This window comes from Pantoea sp. X85, from assembly GCF_029623675.1.
Classification (GTDB): domain Bacteria; phylum Pseudomonadota; class Gammaproteobacteria; order Enterobacterales; family Enterobacteriaceae; genus Pantoea; species Pantoea leporis.
The window spans coordinates 1,112,857-1,132,546 of record NZ_CP121108.1 but is presented as its reverse complement, the minus strand read 5'-3'; the positions used below and the strand labels follow the sequence as shown (position 1 = coordinate 1,132,546).

At 56.0% G+C, this 19,690-nt stretch carries 18 protein-coding genes and 1 other annotated feature; of the genes, 7 read left to right on the top strand and 11 right to left on the bottom strand.

The window, feature by feature from the left end:
- The first annotated feature begins 348 nt into the window (after positions 1 to 348).
- Positions 349 to 2,037, top strand: coding sequence for a YbaL family putative K(+) efflux transporter (ybaL, locus tag P6287_RS05165; protein WP_101762391.1), 1,689 nt, complete (start codon positions 349 to 351; stop codon positions 2,035 to 2,037).
- Between the two features lie 47 nt (positions 2,038 to 2,084).
- Here ybaL and P6287_RS05160 read toward each other — a convergent pair whose 3' ends face one another.
- The 4 genes from P6287_RS05160 to P6287_RS05145 form a co-directional block, all read right to left on the bottom strand.
- The gene (locus P6287_RS05160; RefSeq protein ID WP_277974602.1) at positions 2,085 to 3,386 is read right to left on the bottom strand and encodes an inosine/guanosine kinase; all 1,302 of its coding nucleotides are present in this window, start codon (positions 3,384 to 3,386) and stop codon (positions 2,085 to 2,087) included.
- A 58-nt stretch (positions 3,387 to 3,444) separates the two neighbouring features.
- Entirely contained in the window at positions 3,445 to 4,404 is a 960-nt protein-coding gene (gene hemH / locus P6287_RS05155) for a ferrochelatase (RefSeq protein WP_192414060.1), read from the bottom strand.
- Between the two features lie 121 nt (positions 4,405 to 4,525).
- The gene (adk, locus tag P6287_RS05150) at positions 4,526 to 5,170 is read right to left on the bottom strand and encodes an adenylate kinase (protein WP_008103865.1); all 645 of its coding nucleotides are present in this window, start codon (positions 5,168 to 5,170) and stop codon (positions 4,526 to 4,528) included.
- Positions 5,171 to 5,321: 151 nt separating this feature from the next.
- Complete coding sequence (locus P6287_RS05145; protein WP_192414058.1) at positions 5,322 to 6,152, bottom strand: DUF6024 family protein; 831 nt, start codon at positions 6,150 to 6,152, stop codon at positions 5,322 to 5,324.
- Positions 6,153 to 6,340: 188 nt separating this feature from the next.
- On the opposite strand from P6287_RS05145, the gene P6287_RS05140 reads away from it, so the two are divergent.
- The gene (locus P6287_RS05140) at positions 6,341 to 7,210 is read left to right on the top strand and encodes a LysR substrate-binding domain-containing protein (RefSeq protein WP_222181566.1); all 870 of its coding nucleotides are present in this window, start codon (positions 6,341 to 6,343) and stop codon (positions 7,208 to 7,210) included.
- A gap of 53 nt (positions 7,211 to 7,263) precedes the next feature.
- On the opposite strand, the gene htpG is transcribed toward P6287_RS05140, so the two are convergent.
- The 6 genes from htpG to P6287_RS05110 all read right to left on the bottom strand — a co-directional run bounded on the left by htpG (position 7,264) and on the right by P6287_RS05110 (position 13,438).
- Positions 7,264 to 9,138: a molecular chaperone HtpG gene (gene htpG / locus P6287_RS05135; RefSeq protein WP_101762396.1), complete on the bottom strand. Its 1,875-nt coding sequence runs from the start codon at positions 9,136 to 9,138 to the stop codon at positions 7,264 to 7,266.
- A gap of 99 nt (positions 9,139 to 9,237) precedes the next feature.
- On the bottom strand, positions 9,238 to 9,843 hold the full coding sequence (gene recR / locus P6287_RS05130; RefSeq protein ID WP_008103873.1) for a recombination mediator RecR: 606 nt from the start codon (positions 9,841 to 9,843) through the stop codon (positions 9,238 to 9,240).
- Positions 9,843 to 10,172: a YbaB/EbfC family nucleoid-associated protein gene (locus tag P6287_RS05125; protein WP_008103874.1), complete on the bottom strand. Its 330-nt coding sequence runs from the start codon at positions 10,170 to 10,172 to the stop codon at positions 9,843 to 9,845. Before P6287_RS05125 ends, recR begins: the two co-directional genes overlap by 1 nt.
- 50 nt (positions 10,173 to 10,222) lie before the next feature.
- Positions 10,223 to 12,202 carry a DNA polymerase III subunit gamma/tau gene (gene dnaX / locus P6287_RS05120; protein WP_277974601.1) on the bottom strand — a complete coding sequence of 660 codons (1,980 nt, stop codon included), beginning with the start codon at positions 12,200 to 12,202 and terminating at the stop codon, positions 10,223 to 10,225.
- Positions 10,820 to 10,881: a sequence feature (DnaX frameshifting element), on the bottom strand. Its footprint overlaps the gene before it by 62 nt.
- 151 nt (positions 12,203 to 12,353) lie before the next feature.
- Positions 12,354 to 12,905 carry an adenine phosphoribosyltransferase gene (gene apt / locus P6287_RS05115; RefSeq protein WP_008103878.1) on the bottom strand — a complete coding sequence of 184 codons (552 nt, stop codon included), beginning with the start codon at positions 12,903 to 12,905 and terminating at the stop codon, positions 12,354 to 12,356.
- Between the two features lie 149 nt (positions 12,906 to 13,054).
- A complete protein-coding gene (locus P6287_RS05110) occupies positions 13,055 to 13,438 on the bottom strand; it encodes a DUF454 family protein (RefSeq protein WP_101762399.1) in 384 nt (127 codons plus the stop codon).
- A 58-nt stretch (positions 13,439 to 13,496) separates the two neighbouring features.
- Between P6287_RS05110 and P6287_RS05105 the strand changes: the two genes are divergently transcribed.
- The 3 genes from P6287_RS05105 to rsmS are packed head-to-tail and all read left to right on the top strand — an operon-like array spanning position 13,497 to position 14,474.
- A complete protein-coding gene (locus P6287_RS05105; RefSeq protein WP_101762400.1) occupies positions 13,497 to 14,009 on the top strand; it encodes a primosomal replication protein in 513 nt (170 codons plus the stop codon).
- A 52-nt stretch (positions 14,010 to 14,061) separates the two neighbouring features.
- Positions 14,062 to 14,307 carry a hypothetical protein gene (locus tag P6287_RS05100; protein ID WP_101762401.1) on the top strand — a complete coding sequence of 82 codons (246 nt, stop codon included), beginning with the start codon at positions 14,062 to 14,064 and terminating at the stop codon, positions 14,305 to 14,307.
- An 8-nt stretch (positions 14,308 to 14,315) separates the two neighbouring features.
- On the top strand, positions 14,316 to 14,474 hold the full coding sequence (gene rsmS / locus P6287_RS05095) for a pleiotropic regulatory protein RsmS (protein WP_101762402.1): 159 nt from the start codon (positions 14,316 to 14,318) through the stop codon (positions 14,472 to 14,474).
- Here the strand turns inward: rsmS and acrR are convergent.
- A complete protein-coding gene (gene acrR / locus P6287_RS05090; RefSeq protein ID WP_110867732.1) occupies positions 14,461 to 15,099 on the bottom strand; it encodes a multidrug efflux transporter transcriptional repressor AcrR in 639 nt (212 codons plus the stop codon). The two genes, rsmS and acrR, sit on opposite strands and share 14 nt — an antisense overlap.
- Positions 15,100 to 15,241: 142 nt before the next feature.
- Between acrR and P6287_RS05085 the strand changes: the two genes are divergently transcribed.
- Entirely contained in the window at positions 15,242 to 16,432 is a 1,191-nt protein-coding gene (locus P6287_RS05085; protein WP_101762404.1) for an efflux RND transporter periplasmic adaptor subunit, read from the top strand.
- 16 nt (positions 16,433 to 16,448) lie between these two features.
- Positions 16,449 to 19,598: a multidrug efflux RND transporter permease subunit AcrB gene (locus tag P6287_RS05080; protein ID WP_101762405.1), complete on the top strand. Its 3,150-nt coding sequence runs from the start codon at positions 16,449 to 16,451 to the stop codon at positions 19,596 to 19,598.
- Positions 19,599 to 19,690 lie beyond the last annotated feature (92 nt).

Here is a 19,690-nt window from a genome sequence, read left to right as displayed (position 1 = left end):
TCATGGCACAGCGTGACGACCAGCATTTTTAAATTCGCTTCTCGCTGGGACTGACAACCCAATTCTACACCTGGCGGTGACTTTATCGACTTAGGACCGCTTTAACCCTAACAACCCCTGCTGTGAAGCCAATTTCCCCCTGCAACTATTTTTTCCGCGCCACCCTTCATTCTGCGTATTTCCAGCCGATATCGTGAGATAACTGACGAAAATGGAGCTTCAGCTGCGTTTTAGTCTCATTTTTTCAATTTAGTGGGCTTTAACCGCTCAAATGTTTAAACGCGGTAAGGGATTGTGCATTACACTAGGTTGTTACAAGCGGATACATTTGCACACAAGGAGACAGGCATGCATCACACCACACCGTTGATCACTACCATTGTCGGGGGACTGGTCCTCGCATTTCTCCTTGGTATGCTGGCAAACCGCCTGCGCATCTCACCGTTAGTCGGTTATCTTCTGGCTGGCGTCCTGGCCGGCCCCTTCACGCCAGGCTTTGTCGCGGATACCAACCTTGCCCCTGAACTGGCTGAACTCGGCGTTATTCTGCTGATGTTCGGCGTCGGTTTGCACTTCTCGCTGAAGGATTTGATGTCGGTAAAGTCCATCGCCATTCCTGGCGCCATCGCGCAAATCGCCGTGGCGACGCTGCTGGGAATGGGACTTTCATGGACAATGGGCTGGTCGTGGATGACCGGCCTAGTATTTGGGTTGTGTCTTTCCACCGCCAGCACCGTGGTGCTGCTGCGCGCGCTGGAAGAGCGTCAGTTGATTGATAGCCAGCGCGGGCAAATCGCCATTGGCTGGTTGATCGTGGAAGATTTGGTGATGGTGCTGACGCTGGTGTTGCTGCCAGCCATCGCCGGCATGCTGGAACAGGGCAACGCCAGCCCAACGCTGCTGTTGTGGGATCTGCTGCTGACCATCGGTAAAGTCGTCGCCTTTATGGTGCTGATGATGGTGGTTGGCCGTCGCGTGGTGCCGTGGATTCTGGCAAAAAGTGCCGCGACCGGTTCACGTGAGCTGTTTACCCTTGCGGTGTTAGCGCTGGCGCTCGGTATCGCCTTTGGCGCCGTCGAATTCTTTGATGTCTCCTTCGCCCTCGGCGCCTTCTTTGCCGGCATGGTGCTGAACGAATCTGAACTTAGCCACCGCGCGGCGCACGATACCTTGCCGCTGCGTGATGCGTTCGCCGTCCTGTTCTTTGTGTCCGTCGGCATGCTGTTTGACCCGATGATCCTGATTGAGCAACCGCTGGCGGTGCTTGGCGCGCTGGCGATTATCGTGCTGGGTAAATCTATTGCCGCCTGGCTGCTGGTAACGCTGCTGGGTCATTCACGTCGCACCGCGATGACCATTTCGGTGAGCCTGGCGCAGATTGGTGAATTCGCCTTTATTCTCGCCGGCCTCGGCATCTCGCTCGGCATGCTGAGCGAGGAAGGCCGCAATCTGGTGCTGGCGGCGGCGATTCTCTCCATCATGCTTAACCCGATTCTGTTTAGCGTGCTGGAACGCTACCTTGACAAAACCGAGACCATCGAAGAACAGACGCTGGAAGAAGCGATCGAAGAAGAGAAGCAGATTCCGGTGGATATCTGCAATCACGCGGTTTTAGTAGGTTATGGCCGCGTCGGCAGCCTGCTGGGGCAAAAGCTGATGGAAGCGGATGTGCCGCTGGTGGTGGTGGAGAACTCCCGTCCGCGCGTTGAAGCGCTGCGCGAGCAAGGCATCAAAGCGGTGCTGGGCAATGCGGCACGCGTGGATACCATGGAACTGGCGCGCCTCGACTGCGCCCGCTGGCTGCTGCTGACCATTCCGAATGGCTACGAAGCCGGTGAAGTCGTGACGGCAGCGCGCGAGAAGCGCCCGGACATTGAGATTATTGCCCGTGCGCATTATGACGATGAAGTGACCTACATAATGGAGCGCGGCGCGAATCGCGTAGTGATGGGCGAGCGTGAGATCGCCAACAGCATGCTGCATGTGCTGGAAGAAGAGATTGCGCAGAACCCGATTGTACGTGAGTGCCCGATTTAAGTGAGTGCGGTCTTTAGCAAGGTCGCCATTAACGGCGACCTTGCGTTTTATCTGTCCCAATATGACTCTTCTAAACTGTCTTCCCGCTCCGGCAGGCCGCGCGTCAGGCGCGGTGAATGCTGGTTCAGCACCTGATAACTTACCCGGTTCGCGTATTTACACACCTGTGCCAGCGACGAATAGGTCAGGTAGGCGCGGCCGTGTTTGCTGGAGTTCGGCACTTTTTGGCGGTGGAAGTTGTTAGCGGTGATGTCGTGCAGCAGCGCCGCCAGCGCACCATCGCCCGCGCCGTTGGTGTTCATGATCTTCTCTGGGCCGCCCATATATGGCGCGATATGCGAGAAGATGCGCAGCGGCTGATCGCAATCCTTGTGGCGCATCGCGCGGCTAAATTCATATTGGTTGAACTCAGCCAGCGCGCCCGGCAGCAGCGGATGGTTGGTTTTGCGCTTGTACTCTTCTTCAGTGAAACCGGCCATGTACAAACCGGTTGGCCCAGCGGTACACAGCACCAAATCCACCCAATCCAGCGCCATATTCGACGCCAGTAGCGGATCCTGCTCGCCGGTCAGCGCAAAAGCCTCTTCTTCGTTCATCGCCACAATTGAGACGTGATCGCGCAGGAAATCGCGCCAGAACTGCGGATTATCCTGAATCACGTATTTGGTGCCGAGCGTCAATACCACCGGCACGTTGTGTTTTTTGGCGTAGTCGATGGCGCGTAAAGTGGCTTCCGGCATCGGTTCGCCCGGCTGGCAGCGCACCAGATAGGAAGTCAGCACCAGCGCCGACGCGCCTGCAATGACCTCTTCCGGAATGCTGTTGGCCTGCAGCTGGTTCATCAAGCCGGGACTGATGGCAAAGGTACGCTCGCCCTGCTCGCCAATCAGCGTAAAGCAGCGGCCAATCGCGCCATCGACGCCCTGCAGGAAGTTAAGATCCATGCGGCTGGAGGTGTTGCACAGGTAGCGATAGGCGTAGCCGCCGATCTGGATGTTATTGCACATCACGCCGAGCAGCACCGAGCGGTCATCTGCCAGCACCGAATAGTTATGCAGGGTATTTCCGATGGTGCCACCGGCAAATTGATGGCTGATGAGCGCTTCGCGCATCAGTTCGTTGTAGAGCGCCTCGGCGGTAGCATCGTCGATCACCAGCGAGTGACCGGCGCTTAAACCGTAACGCTGCAGAAAGTCGTCGTCGACTTTGGCTTCAATATCCACCAGCGTCTGGTCGATACCCACCACCCAACTGCCCTCTTCCTGCTCTTGCTGCGAGGCTTGCAGCAGCGGATCGCGCGCGTTGACGGGGAAATAGTGTTTGGATTTGCGTTTGCCGGGAAATTTCATCGAGAGTGCCGTCAGGGAAAATCAGGCAGAGAATGATATCACACTCTCTGCCACACCCTTAACGACGCGCGTTGACCAGCTGCACCATCATTTCAATGTGCTCCGCATCGGCGTTGAGCGCAGGAATGTACTCGAACTTTTCGCCGCCGGCATGCAGGAAGATCTCGCAGTTCTCACCGCTGATCTCCTCCAGCGTTTCAAGGCAATCCGCCGCAAAGCCCGGACTCATCACCTGCACATGCTTGATGCCTTTGGCCGGCAAACCTTTCATGGTTTCATCGGTGTACGGCGTCAGCCACGGCTCGCGACCAAAGCGCGACTGGAAGGTCATCATGATTTTGTGTGGCGCAATGCCCAACGCCGCGGCCAGCGCATCGGTGGTGTCTTTGCAACGCAGCGGATAATCATCGCCTTCATTGGCGAAACGCTGCGGAATGCCGTGATAGGACAGCACCAGCAGATCCGGTTCGCCATGCAGCGCAAACGAGCGCTCAACCGAGGCTTTCAGCGCGGCGATGTAAGCCGGATGCTCCGCGTAATCACGGATAAACGCCACTTCTGGCAGCGAGCGCAGTGGTTTAAAGCTGGTGGCTAAGCCATCCCATACTGCGGCAACCGTCGAGCAGGAGAACTGCGGATAGAGCGGCAGCACGATGAGTTTGGTCACGCCCTGATCCAGCAAGCGCTTCAGCGCGCTGTCGAGGCTTGGCTGGCCGTAGCTCATACCGAGTTCAACCGGCATATCAAGGCGCTGCGCCAATGCTTCACGCTGACGCTTGCTGAACACCATCAGCGGTGATCCTTCATCCATCCATACGGAAGCATACAGTTTCGATACGCGTGGCGAACGGAAAGGCACGATGATGAAATTGAGAATCGGCCACCACAGTAAGCGCGGTGTATCAACCACTCGTGGATCGCCGAGGAATTGTTTCAGATAGCGTTTAACCGCAGGTGTTGTGGGTGCGTCTGGTGTGCCTAAGTTAACCAGCAAAACCCCGGGCTTTTCTTGCCTCATGGTATTTCCTTGATGTCGAAACGAATGGGTCGAATGCAAAATCAGGGGGAAATTGTAGCGGAAATTGAAGGAGGGGAAAGCAATTGCTGCAAAAGGGCCGGACAACCGGCCCCTCAACGCATTAACCGAGAATCGTGGCCAATTGCGTGCTCACTTCGGCGACAGGACGTGTGCCGTCGATTTTGTGATATTCGGTGTTGCCGTCTTGCGCTTCTTTGCCGTAGTAGGCAATCAGCGGCGCAGTCAGTTGATGGTATTCCACCAGACGCTTACGCACGGTCTCTTCCTGGTCATCTTTACGCGTGGTCAGCTCTTCGCCGGTCAGGTCATCTTTACCTTCCACTTTCGGTGGATTGTAAGTGACGTGATAAACGCGGCCCGATGGCGTATGTACGCGGCGGCCAACAATACGATCCACAATCAGCTCGTCCGGTACAGCGAACTCCAGCACGTAGTCAACCTTGATGCCCGCTTCTTTCATCGCGTCAGCCTGCGGGATAGTGCGTGGGAAGCCATCGAGCAGGAAACCGTTTTTGCAGTCTTCCTGCGCGATACGCTCTTTAACCAGCGCAATCACCAGCTCGTCAGTCACCAGTTTACCGGCATCCATGATCGCTTTTGCCTGTTGGCCCAGTTCCGTACCTGCTTTGACTGCCGCACGTAACATGTCACCGGTGGAGATTTGCGGAATACCGTATTTCTCCATGATGAATTGAGCCTGAGTGCCTTTACCTGCGCCCGGAGCTCCGAGCAGAATAATACGCATTGCGTAATTCCCCTTGCGAATCGCATTGTTCAATCTGAGAAGGCGAAGAACATACCATTATGGCCCGCGCACCACAAGGAAACGGGCGCGCTCGCCACGAAAGGTCTACTTTGACCTGCTTTGTCAGCAAATACCAGCAGAGTGCCCGTTTTTAGGAATCGCGGCTAAGCATGAGCACGTCTTTGAGGCGTTTTTTCAGTGCGGGTGTGACGTTCAGCTGTTTGTTGACCCCGCCGCGCACGTCGGCGCACAAGCGTAATTGCGCCTGTTCGGGCAGCACCTGAATATCCTGCGGCAATTCACTGGCATTGAGGCCGTTCGGCAGCGGAAAAAGCGCAAAGGGTAATCCCGGTTGCTGAATGGAGTGCAGGATGAATGGCGAGTCGAACGCGATTTTTTCCACCATCGCAATATTGTACGGACGCCATTCGCTCTCCTTCATCATTGCCAGCGCCTGTTCTGGCGCGCCACCGAGCGCTAATCCTTGCTCAAACAGCCGCAGCTCGCTGCGCACCAATGTGCTGAAATCGGCGGTGCGCAATGCGATTAACACCAGATCGCCGCATAACGCCGAATGGCGATCAAGGCGGGCGACAAACAGTCGCGCATCGCTTACCAGCCGTTTGTGTAGCTGCGTGGCAAACGACTCCGATGCATCGGTGACGCCGTGGCTTTGACATTCGCTCAACGCACGCACGCGACCTTGCTGCATATCAACATGATCCACCAGCGCAATGTTGCCCGCAGTCATCGGCAAAGTGGGCAGCACGCTCAGTTCGCTAACCGGATAGTGCGAGGCATAGCGCGTGTGATTACGTGATTGCTCCTGACGGAGAAACAGCTGGGAAAGCAGCACTCGCGAGATATGCAAAGAGGGAGCGAAGAAGAGATCGAAATTTTCAAGCCGGTAATAACGGGAAAGCGAGCCGCGAAGCTTATCGCGCGCCGCCGCCGCCCTGGCAGAAGCAAGTTGTGGAGCCATCGCGTGGTATGTCTCTGGTTATTATGCTGTGTGTGGGAGGTGAAACCTGCGGTGATAGTCGGCGTAAAACACAGAGAGCCGTAGCCGTCAACCTGCCAGAATCTGGTGGAAAGGTTAGGCCAATGCGGCTGGACATTAAAATGATATAAACTGACAATCCCTGTTAGGTTTTTACACAGGGGACGAGTATGACCGTGCTTCCATCGTTACGTGCACTGCACTATTTCCACCAGGCGGCACTGTTCAGCAGTTTTAGCGTAGCGGCCGAACGTCTGCATGTCACCCATAGCGCCATTAGCCATCAGGTTCGACAGCTGGAGAGCTGGATGGGGAAGCCGCTGTTTGTGCGTACCAATGGACGCGTCAAATTAACCTCACACGGTGAACGTTTGCTGGTGAGTTGTCAGAAAGCCTTTAGCGAGCTCTCCACCACCTGCGAAAGCATTCGTACCGGCATGCGCCATCATATCAGCGTCTCCTGCGCGCCCAGCTTTCTCTCGCAATGGCTGATTCCGCGCATCGCCAGCTTCTATCAGCGCTATCCCGATATTGAAGTGCAGTTTCAGCCGCTGGTGGAGATTGACCAGTTGCGCAGCGAGCACACCGATGTGCTGATTCTCAGCGCCGAGCAGTCGCCGGATGACGATATTGATGCCACCTTGATCAGCGATGATTACATCGGTCCGCTGTGCGCCCCGCAGTTTGCCGCCCGCTTTCAAAGCGAGCAGGATCTCGCCGCGCTGCCGCTGCTGCACGCCGATACGCGGCTGCATGCGTGGGCCGAATGGGCGAAAACCAGCGGCGTACGCGGCAATTACTGGATCGGCAAGCATTTCGATAATTTGACGTTAGCCATTCAGGCGGCGAGAAACGGATTGGGCGTGATTATGGCGCCACGCTTGCTGGTGCGTCAGGAGTTGAGTGACGGCACCCTGATCGCACCGCTGGGCTTTGTGCGCGTCGATCGCGCCACGTTAATGATGACCAAGACTTCGCGTCAGCACGATGCAGAGATTACGTTGTTTCGCGATTGGTTGCGGGATCAGGCGCAGATTTAACAGCAGATATAAAAAAGGTCGCCATGAATGACGACCTTTCGGGTTTGGTGCGATTACGCCGTCAGCAACTGGTTCATGCGACGGATAAACTGGTTTGGATCGTCAAGCGTACCGCGCTCGGCGAGCAGCGCCTGATCCAGCAGCAGCTCAACCCACTCGGCAAAGCGCGTCTCGTCCTGGGTATCAGCCACGCGTTTCACCAGCGTATGATCCGGATTGATCTCGAAAATGTACTTCACGTCCGGCACGTCCTGACCGGCCGCGGCAAACAGCTTCGCCATCTGCGTGGTCATTTCGTTAGCATCGGTGGTGACGATCGCTGGCGTGTCGGTGAGACGATGCGTCAGACGCACCTCTTTCACACGCTCGCCCAGCAGCGTTTTCACGCGCTCAACAAACGGCTCCAGCGCCTTCTCCGCTTCTTTCTGCTCTTCGGTCTCTTCATCGGCCAGTTTGCTCAGCGAATCATCCGCTTTGCTGACTGACTGGAAGGTTTTGCCGTCGAACTCGGTGAGGTAGCTCATCATCCATTCGTCGATACGATCGGAGAGCAGCAGCACCTCGATGCCTTTCTTGCGGAACAGTTCCAGATGCGGGCTGCTCTTCGCTGCGGCATAGCTGTCGGCGGTGATGTAGTAAATCTTGTCCTGACCTTCCACCATGCGCGTCACGTAATCGTCGAGCGAAACGGTCTGCTCAGCGCTTTCGCTCTGGCTGGTGGCAAAGCGCAGCAGTTTGGCAATCTGTTGCTGGTTAGCGTTGTCTTCGGCTGGACCTTCTTTCAGTACCAGACCGAACTCTTTCCAGAACTGCTGATATTTTTCCGCGTCGTCTTTCGCCAGCTTCTCTAACATCTGCAGGCTACGCTTGGTCAGCGCGCCACGCAGGCTCTGGGTCACACGGCTGTCCTGCAGGATTTCACGCGAAACGTTGAGCGGCAGATCGTTGGAATCTATCAAACCACGCACGAAGCGCAGGTAGTTCGGCATGAACTGCTCGGCATCGTCCATGATGAACACGCGCTGTACGTAGAGTTTCAGGCCGTGCTTGCTGTCGCGGTTCCACATGTCGAACGGCGCACGCGCCGGGATATACAGCAGGCTGGTGTATTCCTGCTTACCTTCCACGCGGTTATGGCTCCAGATCGCCGGATCGCTGAAATCGTGGGCGATGTGTTTGTAGAACTCGTTGTACTCGTCGTCGCTGATCTCAGACTTGTTGCGCGTCCACAGCGCCTGGGCTTTGTTGATCTTTTCCCAGGTGGTGGTGTCGCTCTCTTCGTCTTTGCTTTCAATCTCAACCGGCAGCGCGATGTGATCGGAGTATTTGCTGATCACGTTACGCACGCGCCACGCATCGAGGAAATCATCTTCGCCTTCACGGAAGTGCAGCGTAATTTCGGTACCGCGATCGGCTTTCTCAATCTCTGCCAGCGTATATTCGCCTTCGCCAGCAGATTCCCAGAACACCGCTTCATCGGCTTTCGCGCCGGCGGCGCGGGTGCGCACGGTGACTTTATCCGCCACAATGAACGCAGAGTAGAAGCCCACGCCGAACTGGCCGATCAGCTGGCTGTCTTTCGCCTGGTCGGAGCCCATGGATTCGAGGAAGGATTTGGTGCCGGATTTAGCGATGGTGCCGAGGTTCTCAATCACCTCATCACGGCGCATACCGATGCCGTTATCGCTGAGCGTCAGCGTGCGATTTTCCGGATTGACCGAGATACGTACGCGCAGGTCGCCGTCGCCTTCATACAGATCGGGCGTCGACAGCGCGCGGAAGCGCAGTTTGTCGGCGGCATCTGAAGCGTTGGAAATCAGCTCGCGCAGGAAAATCTCTTTATTTGAATAGAGTGAATGGATCATCAGGTGCAGAAGTTGTTTTACCTCTGACTGGAAGCCACGCGTCTCTTGTCCTTTCATGGTCATTGCTACCTCAACTGAATCGGGGTTGATGATACGTTGAGAGAGAAATGGGGATGAAGGAGAGGATTTCAAGCCGATGTCTGTGAAGACATCGGCAAGTGATTAGAAATTAATCTTGTGGCGTCCGGCGAGCGAGTGCGACAGCGTGGTGCCATCGACCATTTCCAGCTCACCACCGACCGGCACACCGTGTGCAATGCGGCTGGCATCAACGCCATATTGTCCGCACAGCTCGGCGATGTAGTTGGCCGTGGCTTCCCCTTCCACCGTGGGATTGGTGGCGAGGATCACTTCGGTTAAGGTTTCGCGCTCGAGACGCTGCTCCAGCCGATCCAGGCCGATATCCTGTGGACCAATGCCATCCAGCGGTGACAAGTGCCCCATCAGCACAAAGTAGCGGCCGCCAAACTGGCCGGTCTGCTCAATGGCGTGGATATCTGCCGGGCTCTCCACCACACAAATCTGGCCGTTTTGCTGACGACGCGGATTGGCGCAGATGGTGCAGATTTCCTGTTCGGTGAAGGTACGGCAATCGGCGCAGTGACCGATTTCCGACATGGCGCGGGTCAATGCCTGCGCCAGACGCATGCCACCGCTACGATCGCGCTGCAACAGCTGAAAAGCCATACGCTGCGCCGACTTCGGGCCAACGCCCGGCAGGCAGCGCAACGACTCCATCAAAGATTCAAGCAGTGGACTGGTTTGCATCAGAACGGCATCTTGAAGCCAGGCGGCAGCTGCATACCTGAAGAGACCGCAGCCATCTTCTCTTTCTGCGTTTCGTCAATACGGCGTGCCGCATCGTTGAAGGCCGCGGCGATCAGATCTTCCAGCATGTCTTTGTCATCTTCCAGCAAGCTAGGATCGACTTCAACACGACGGCAGTTGTGCGCACCGTTGATGGTTACTTTAACCAAGCCAGCGCCTGATTCACCGGTCACTTCGATCGCGGCGATCTCTTCCTGCACTTTGGCCATTTTGTCTTGCATCTGCTGGGCCTGTTTCATCAGGTTGCCCAATCCGCCTTTACCAAACATAGTTTTCTCTCTCTGCTGGGGCTGCGCGCAGTTGACGCGCGGCAGCATGTTCACACCGGTCGAATACTCTCTTCATCCAAATCGGCATCGAAGAATCGACGCAATGTCTGAATATGGGTATCGCTTTCGATCGACTGTCGCGCCTGCGACAGCTTCTCTTCATAAATGGCCTGGCGCCACTCCAGTGGCGTCAATACCGTAGGATTATCGTCTTCAATAATCGTCAATTCAACCGGCTGACCGGCAGACTGACTCAGCGCTTCCGCCAGCGCCTGCCTGGCAGAAGCTGAATTCAGATGGCGCTGACTGCTGCGCAGATGCAGCGTAACGCCGGCTTCGCCCGCCTCTTTCCACGCATTGAGCGCCACTTGCTGCACCAGTTTCGGTAGCGTCAGCGCGGCGATTTCAGCAGCCCACGCATCGCGCTGCTGGGCTTCTTCCGCCAGACGCAGCGCCAGCTCAGGGGTTTTCTCATGCTCCAGTGCCGAACGCAAGGCTTTTGGCGTCGCCACCGGCTCCGCTTTAACCTCCACCGGCAGCTGCGTTTTCCAGCGATAAGCTTCCGGTTTGGCCGGGGCTTTTACCGTGGGTTCGGACGCACGTTGTTGCACACGTTCAGTGACGCTAGCGAGACGTTCCAGCGCCGGATTCGCCGGCCGCGCGGAACGCGCTGCCGGCTCACTCTTTTTTGCTTTGCCGGCTCCCTGACGCAGCAACTGCGTTCGCGCCTGTAACAACTGGCTGGTGGAGTCAGGTAACGGATCGGGCGCGGGCTGCATGTCTGGATAATCATCCGACACCGGCGGCGCGTCAGGGTTCGGCGGTGCCATCTGCGGCTGCGCAGCCGGTGCGGGCGCGGCTTTCGCTGCAGCTTGTGGCGCAGCAACCTGCGGCGCAGCTTGTGGCGTCAAGGTGGGACGCGCCACCGGCTCCGCAATCGTTGCCTGCGGATGGAACGCCAGCGCCCGCAGCAGCGTCATCTCTACGCCTAAGCGCCGATCCGGTGCCAGCGGCAGATCTTTACGTCCCATCAACAACGTTTGGTAATAGAGCTGCACGTCAGCCGGTGGCAAGACGCGGGCTAACTCGCGCAGGCGATCGGCCTGGCTGAGATCATCCTCGCTGAGCGAGCCTGGCAACAGTTGCACCATCGCAATGCGGTGCAGTAAGCGCAGCATCTCAACCAGCAGCGCTTCCCACTCAACCCCACGCGACGCGGCCTGATTCAGCAGCGCCATCACCTGTTCGCCCTGGCCATCCACCAGCGCTTCAATCAGCGCCAGCGGCTGTTCATCGTCGAGCGTGCCAAGCATTTGTGCCACGGTGTCACGCGTTACGCTGCCCTGCCCCATGGCAATCGCCTGGTCGGTCAGGCTCAGCGCATCGCGCATGCTGCCGTCAGCGGCGCGTGCCAGCAGATGCAGCGCACGCGGTTCGGCAGCAATCTGCTCCTGCTGCAACACATGCGCCAGCTGCTGCTGGATTTGCTCCACGTCCAGCGCTTTGAGATGGAATTGCAGGCAGCGGGACAAAATCGTCACAGGCAGCTTCTGCGGATCGGTGGTCGCCAGCAGGAATTTAACGTGCGATGGCGGCTCTTCCAGCGTTTTCAGCAGCGCGTTGAAGCTGTGACGCGACAGCATGTGCACTTCATCGATCAGATAGACCTTGAAGCGACCGCGCGCCGGCGCGTACTGCACGTTATCGAGCAGATCGCGCGTATCTTCAACTTTGGTGCGTGATGCGGCATCGATCTCAATCAGATCGACAAAACGGCCCTGCTCGATTTCGCGGCAGTTATCGCATTGCCCGCACGGCGTTGACGTGATGCCGGTTTCACAGTTAAGCCCCTTCGCCAGCAGACGGGCGATCGAGGTTTTCCCGACGCCGCGTGTGCCAGAAAAGAGATAAGCATGATGGATTCGTCCCAGTGACAACCCGTTGGCCAGCGCAGTCAGCACATGTTCCTGACCGACTACGTCAGCGAAGGCCTGGGGACGCCATTTTCGCGCAAGTACCTGATAGCTCATGTGGATTCAATCACTGGAATTTAGGGAGAAGGGAGAAAATGCAGCTTCGCAAACCCTGTTTATTTTGGCAGTAGTTTAACAGCCACCAGCGGATCAGCAACCACTAACTTTGCAGAGGTGGCGCCCCGCCGTGCAGCGGAGCGCGCAGGCCTTAGTGGCCGGGGAAATTCACCAGGCTGAAGCACTCGACGCCCATGGCAGTCAGGCGGGCTTCGCCGGTCAGGTCAAACAAATTAATCACAAATGCGGCGTCTTTCACTTCTCCACCGGCGCGGCGGATCAGTTTCACCGTTGCTTCCAGCGTGCCGCCAGTCGCCAGCAGATCGTCCACCACCAGCACCACATCGCCTGGTTTGATGGCATCTTTGTGCAGTTCCAGCGCATCGGTGCCGTACTCCAGCTCGTAGCTTTCGCTGAAAGTTTCACGCGGCAGTTTGCCCGGCTTACGCACCGGCACAAAACCCACGCCCAAACCCAGCGCCACCGGTGCGCCAAACAGGAAGCCACGCGCTTCCGTTCCCACCACCTTGGTGATGCCTTTGTTACGATAACGCTCCACCAGAATGGCGATCGACGCGGCATACGCCTGCGGATCTTCCATCAGACTGGTCACGTCACGGAACAGAATGCCCGGCTTCGGATAGTCAGGAATGCTTTTAATGCTGTTTTTGATGAGTTCAAGCTGCTGCGCAGTTGCGGTCATAAATGTTACGCCTGGAGAAAATATCTAATACGCGCAGCTTCTCTAGCGCCAAACCCCGGAAACCGGGTTAAGCGAAGTCGTTTATAAGGGAAGCCACGCACGAAGATGCCCAAATCTATGCAAATACCCGGCTAAATGCAACCCTCACGCTACTGTTGTGGCGGGTTGGCATCCTCGGTTACAACCGGAATGCGCCACATAAAAAGCAGCAGCAGGCACAGCATCGCGCCTAACAGGATGCGCACCCACAGCAGGTTTACTAAATAAAGGGACACCGAAAAGGTAATCACAATCAGCAACATGGCGCGCCCTTTGGCGCCGGGCGGCATGGCACGATGCTGCTGCCAGTGGCGAATAAAGCGACCAAACGGCGACTTCCACAGCAACCAATGATGGAAACGCGGCGACGAGCGGGCAAAACACCAGGCCGCCAGCAACACAAATGGCGTCGTTGGTAATAAAGGTAATACAATGCCCAGCGTACCTAGCACAATCGCCAGCCAGCCAAGGCTCAGTAGTAAAATGCGCTGCATGCCTGATGCCTGAATAAGTCAAAAACAGCGTTACGTTAACACAGTCGGAAACAGAGTGATGCCCCAACCGCCCGCCCAGCAACGTCTCCATGCCATGTTAGAGTTACTGCGCCAGCAGATTGCGCAGCAGCCGGATGGTGCCTGTCGTCAGCCCCGTTTTGATTCTCACCTGTTTCGCACCAGCGGCACGCGTCTGGCGGATTATCTGCGCGAACTGGAAGGCAATGTGACGCAGTTAACCGCTGCTGACACTGATGTGGCGCGCCGTCAATGGCTGGCGGAGAAAGTGCTGGATCAAATTGCCGCATTACAGCGCGAATGCCAGAGCCAGCAGCTGCGCGTCAAGCGCGAGCGGCCACGTGTCGATGCACGCCAGGCCAAGCGTGAAGAGTATCAAGGCTACGAAAAACGCTTACTGGCGATGATTGCGCAGCGCGAGCAGCATCTGGCGCGCGCTGAAACGCTGAGCGTTCAGCAGCAGTTAATTCGTGAAGTCGATCAGCTGCAAGAACGTTTGGCACGCTGCCGCGCCGCTATCTACAAACTGGAGTTGCCGCCTATGCCGCGCTGAACGCGGCGCTTTTTCCTCTATACTCATTGCGGTGAGAAAAAGGAGTAAAATCATGACGCTGGTATTATGGATTGTGATCGGTTTAGCGGCAGGCTGGCTCAAACGGGTGATTTTTCCCGGTCGTCCGGGAGGATTTGTGCCGACGTTGGTGCTGGCGGTGATTGGCGCGCTAATTGGCGGCTATATCGCCACCTACTTCACCACCGGCGATCTGGCCGCCCTGCATCCAGCCGGTTTCGCTAGCGCACTGCTGGGCGCACTATTAATGCTGCTGGTCGCGGCGAAATTACGTATTTAGGAGAAAAAATGTCACTGGACAGCGCACCCGACGACATCAAACTTGCCGTCGATCTGATTCAACTGCTTGAAGAGAATAATGTCCCTACCGCCACCGTGCTGGCTGCGTTGGCGATTGTTCAGCGAGATTATGAGCAGAAACAAGCGGCGGAAATCAAGGCCGACTAAGCAGCGTTGGACTCAGGCGCAACATATCAAGAAACGCATCCACCAGCTGAGGCGCATCGGCTGCTAAATCAAAACTTTGCGGGTTAAACAGCCAGCTTTCCATCATGCCATTGATGTAGCCGCGCATCAGTAGCGCCGCCTGACGCGTATTCAGGTTCGCAGGCAATTGGCTGGCATCAATACAAAGACGTAGTACAGTTTCAATTCGATCGTAACACGCTTGCAGTAAGCTCTGCTGCATATCCTGTAACGTCGACATTTCGCCAACAAACTCACATTTGTGAAAGATAATCTCCATTAATGCGCGTCTTTGCGGATCCTTTGCTGTGGCGTCAAGGATATAGATCAACATAGAACGAACAACAGAAAGTGGATCGCCCGGGTATTTTGTCTGATACTCAAGTTCCACATCGTCCAGCCCAGCGTCACAACGCAGCCAGATTTCCTGTAAGAGATCGGCTTTATTTTTGAAGTGCCAGTAGATAGCCCCGCGCGTGACGCCGGCCGCTGTTGCGATATCCGCCAGAGACGTGGCGGCCACACCATGTTCGGAAAAGTGTGCTAATGCGGCGTCAAGAATTTGATGCCGTGTTTCAAGAGCTTGCGCTTTGGTTTTTCGTGCCATGCTGGGCTTTTTTTACAAACTTGTAAGTTTACATACATTTGTGAATGTATGTACCATAGCATGACCCGTGTTTTAACGCAGCAATGGGTTTATCGGTTTGTGATCCATTGATCATTTGATATCGGACACTAGAGGTTTATTTATGAATAAAAACAGAGGATTAGCGCCTCTGGCGGCCGTCCTGATGCTATCAGGCAGCTTTGTGTTAACAGGATGTGATGATAATAAATCCCAGCAAGCCGCCCAGCAGCAGCCCCCAGAAGTGGGTGTTGTAACGTTAAAAAACGAACCCTTGAAAATTACCACCGAGCTGCCGGGCCGTACCTCGGCTTTCCGCGTTGCGGAAGTTCGCCCTCAGGTGTCAGGAATTATCCTCAAGCGTAATTTTGTTGAAGGTAGTGATGTAAAAGCCGGTCAGTCGCTGTATCAGATTGATCCCGCCACCTATCAGGCGGCCTACGACAGCGCTAAAGCGGATCTCGCCCAGGCTGAAGCCAATGCGCGTGTTGCGCAGTTAACCATTACTCGCTATAAGCCGCTGCTGGGTACTAAGTACATCAGTCAGCAGGACTATGACACCGCCGCAGGCACCGCAGCCCAGACTGCTGCTGCTGCCCAGGCTGCGCGTGCCAACGTCGAAACTGCGCGCATCAATCTGGCGTATACCAAAGTAACGTCACCCATCAGCGGCCGTATTGGTAAATCGTCGGTAACCGAAGGTGCGCTGGTTTCCAACGGGCAAACCACTGCCCTGGCGACCGTGCAACAGCTCGATCCTATGTATGTAGATGTGACCCAATCCAGTGATGATTTCCTGCGTCTGCGCGCGGAGCTGGAATCCGGTCAGCTGAAACAGAACGACGGTAAGGCCAACGTCACCCTGCTGATGCAAAACGGTAACGCATACCCGCAGACAGGCACATTGGAATTCTCTGATGTGAGCGTGGATGAAACCACCGGCTCGATCACGCTGCGCGCCATCTTCCCGAACCCGGACAATCGCCTGCTGCCAGGCATGTTTGTTCGTGCGCGTCTGGATGAGGGCACCAATCCCACCGCACTGCTGGTGCCGCAACAGGGCGTAACACGCACCCCAACCGGTCAGGCAACCGCAATGGTGGTTGGCGCAGATAATAAAGTGGAATCCCGTAACATCACCGCTAATCAGGCATTTGGCGACAAATGGCTGGTGACGGAAGGTCTAAAAGAAGGCGATCGGGTGATCACCACCGGTATCCAGCGTGCCAAACCGGGTGCGCAGGTGACGCCAAAAGAAGTCTCCGATGATGCCAAAGCTGCACCAGAATCACCGTCTGCTAAATCATCGTCATAACAGGAGCCACTGATACATGGCTAAGTTCTTTATTGATCGCCCCATTTTTGCGTGGGTGCTCGCCATCATCATCATGTTGGCTGGTGTGCTATCGATTATCAGCCTGCCGATTGAGCAATATCCCAATGTTGCACCGCCGGCGGTTGAAATCCAGGCCACCTATCCGGGTGCTGATGCGAAAACGCTGCAAGATTCGGTGACGCAGGTCATCGAGCAAAACATGAACGGTATCGATGGACTGATGTATATGTCCTCGAGCAGTGACTCGTCGGGTACATTGACGCTGACGCTGACCTTCCAATCCGGTACTGATGCCGATATCGCGCAGGTTCAGGTGCAGAACAAACTGCAGCTGGCCACGCCGTTACTGCCACAGGAAGTACAGCAACAGGGTATTCAGGTTAAGAAATCCTCTAGCAGCTTCCTGATGGTGGCGGGTTTTGTCAGTGATGATGGCACCATGACGCAGAATGATATTTCTGACTATGTTGCTTCAAACATCAAAGATCCGGTCAGTCGTATGCCGGGCGTCGGTGATACTCAGGTGTTTGGTGCGCAGTATGCGATGCGCATCTGGCTGGACCCACACAAGCTGAACAACTATTCACTGACACCAGTGGATGTGATCAACGCGCTGAAAGTCCAGAACACCCAGATCGCCGCGGGTCAGTTGGGCGGTACGCCACCTGTACCGGGCCAACAGCTGAATGCCTCGATCATTGCGCAAACCCGTCTGACATCGACAGATGAGTTCGGCAATATTCTGCTGAAGGTGAATCAGGATGGTTCGCAGGTACGTCTGCGTGACGTGGCGAAGATTGAACTCGGTGGTGAAAACTACGAGATCATCGCGCGTTATAACGGCAAACCGGCTTCCGGTATCGGTATCAAACTGGCCACCGGCGCTAATGCACTGGACACCGCCGATGCGGTGAAAGCAGAACTGGCGAAACTGGAGCCGTTCTTCCCGGCAGGCATGAAAACGGTTTATCCGTACGACACCACACCGTTCGTGAAAATTTCGATTTTCGAAGTGGTGAAAACGCTGTTCGAAGCAATCGTGCTGGTGTTCCTGGTGATGTATCTGTTCCTGCAAAACTTCCGTGCGACGCTGATTCCAACCATCGCCGTTCCTGTTGTGTTGCTCGGAACCTTTGCGATCATCAGTGCCTTTGGCTACTCGATAAACACCCTGACGATGTTCGGGATGGTGCTCGCCATTGGCCTGCTGGTGGACGACGCCATCGTGGTGGTAGAGAACGTCGAACGTGTAATGGCGGAAGAAGGCTTACCGCCGAAAGAAGCGACCAAACGTTCGATGGAGCAGATTCAGGGCGCATTGGTCGGTATTGCCTTGGTGCTGTCAGCGGTATTTATTCCAATGGCGTTCTTCGGTGGTTCAACCGGCGTCATTTATCGCCAGTTCTCCATCACCATTGTTTCGGCGATGGCGCTGTCGGTGCTGGTGGCGTTGATCCTGACGCCTGCGCTTTGTGCCACCATGCTGAAGCCGGTGGAGAAAGGCGCTCACGGCAAAACCACCGGTTTCTTCGGCTGGTTTAACCGCCTGTTTGATAAGAGCACCAACCACTACGTTGATAGTGTCGGTCATATCATTCGCAGCACCGGCCGTTACCTGCTGATTTATCTGGTGATCGTGGTCGGCATGGCGTACCTGTTCCTGAAACTGCCTACCTCATTCCTGCCGGAAGAGGATCAGGGTTTGTTACTGGCGCAGGCGCAATTGCCAGCCGGTGCTACCCAGGAACGTACCCAGAAAGTATTGGATCAGGTGACGGATTACTTCCTGACCAAAGAGAAAGACAGCGTTAATTCCGTGTTTACCGTTAACGGCTTCGGCTTCGCCGGTCGTGGACAGAACACCGGTATTGCGTTCGTCAGCCTCAAGCCGTGGGATGAGCGTGGCGATGCCAACCTGAAAGTGCCTGCGATTGCCGGTCGTGCCATGCAGGCGCTCGGTCAAATCAAAGATGCGATGGTGTTCCCGTTCAACCTGCCAGCAATTATCGAACTGGGTAACGCCACCGGCTTCGACTTCATGCTGACCGATCAGGGTAACCTGGGTCACGAGAAGCTGACCGCCGCGCGTAACCAGCTGTTTGGCATGATCGCCCAGCATTCGGATACGCTGGTAGGTGTGCGTCCAAACGGCATGGAAGATACGCCGCAGTACAAACTGATCATCGACCAAGAGAAAGCGCAGGCGCTGGGTGTGTCGCTGTCTGACATCAATACCACGCTGGCTTCAGCATGGGGCGGTTCTTACGTCAACGACTTCATCGACCGCGGTCGCGTGAAGAAGGTGTACGTTATGGGCAAGGCCGATTCACGTATGTTGCCGGACGATATCAGTAAATGGTACGTGCGCAACAGCGGCGGCACCATGGTACCGTTCTCCGCCTTCTCTTCGGCGAAGTGGCAGTACGGTTCACCGCGTCTGGAACGTTACAACGGCTTGCCATCGATGGAGATTCTGGGCCAGGCTGCGCCAGGCAAGAGCTCCGGTGATGCCATGAACCTGATGGAAGAGTTGGCAGGAAAACTGCCGGCGGGTATTGGTTACGACTGGACCGGCATGTCCTATCAGGAACGCTTGTCAGGTAACCAGGCTCCGGCGCTGTATGCTATCTCACTGATTGTGGTGTTCCTGTGTCTGGCCGCGCTGTATGAGAGCTGGTCGATTCCGTTCTCGGTCATGTTGGTGGTACCGCTGGGTGTTGTCGGCGCACTGATCTTCACCACGCTGCGCGGCTTAAGTAACGACGTCTACTTTGTGGTGGGCTTGTTGACTACCATAGGATTGTCGGCGAAGAACGCCATCCTGATTGTCGAATTCGCCAAGGATTTGATGGAGAAGGAAGGTAAAGGGTTGGTGGAATCCACGCTGGAAGCATCCCGTATGCGTCTGCGTCCGATTCTGATGACCTCACTCGCCTTTATCCTCGGCGTAATGCCGCTGGCGATCAGCACCGGTGCGGGTTCTGGCGCACAAAATGCGGTAGGTACCGGCGTAATGGGCGGGATGGTAACAGCGACCGCGCTGGCTATCTTCTTCGTTCCGGTGTTCTTCGTGGTGGTACGTCGCCGCTTCAGTAAGAACAAAGGTGACCTGGAACACGGTCATCCGGTTGAGCACAAACACTAAGTTTTACTCTTCCCTAAAAGGCCGCTGATGCGGCCTTTTTTATTGCTGTTCCCCTGCCCCACCAAAATCCCTGCGTTTTTCACGGTTGCAAT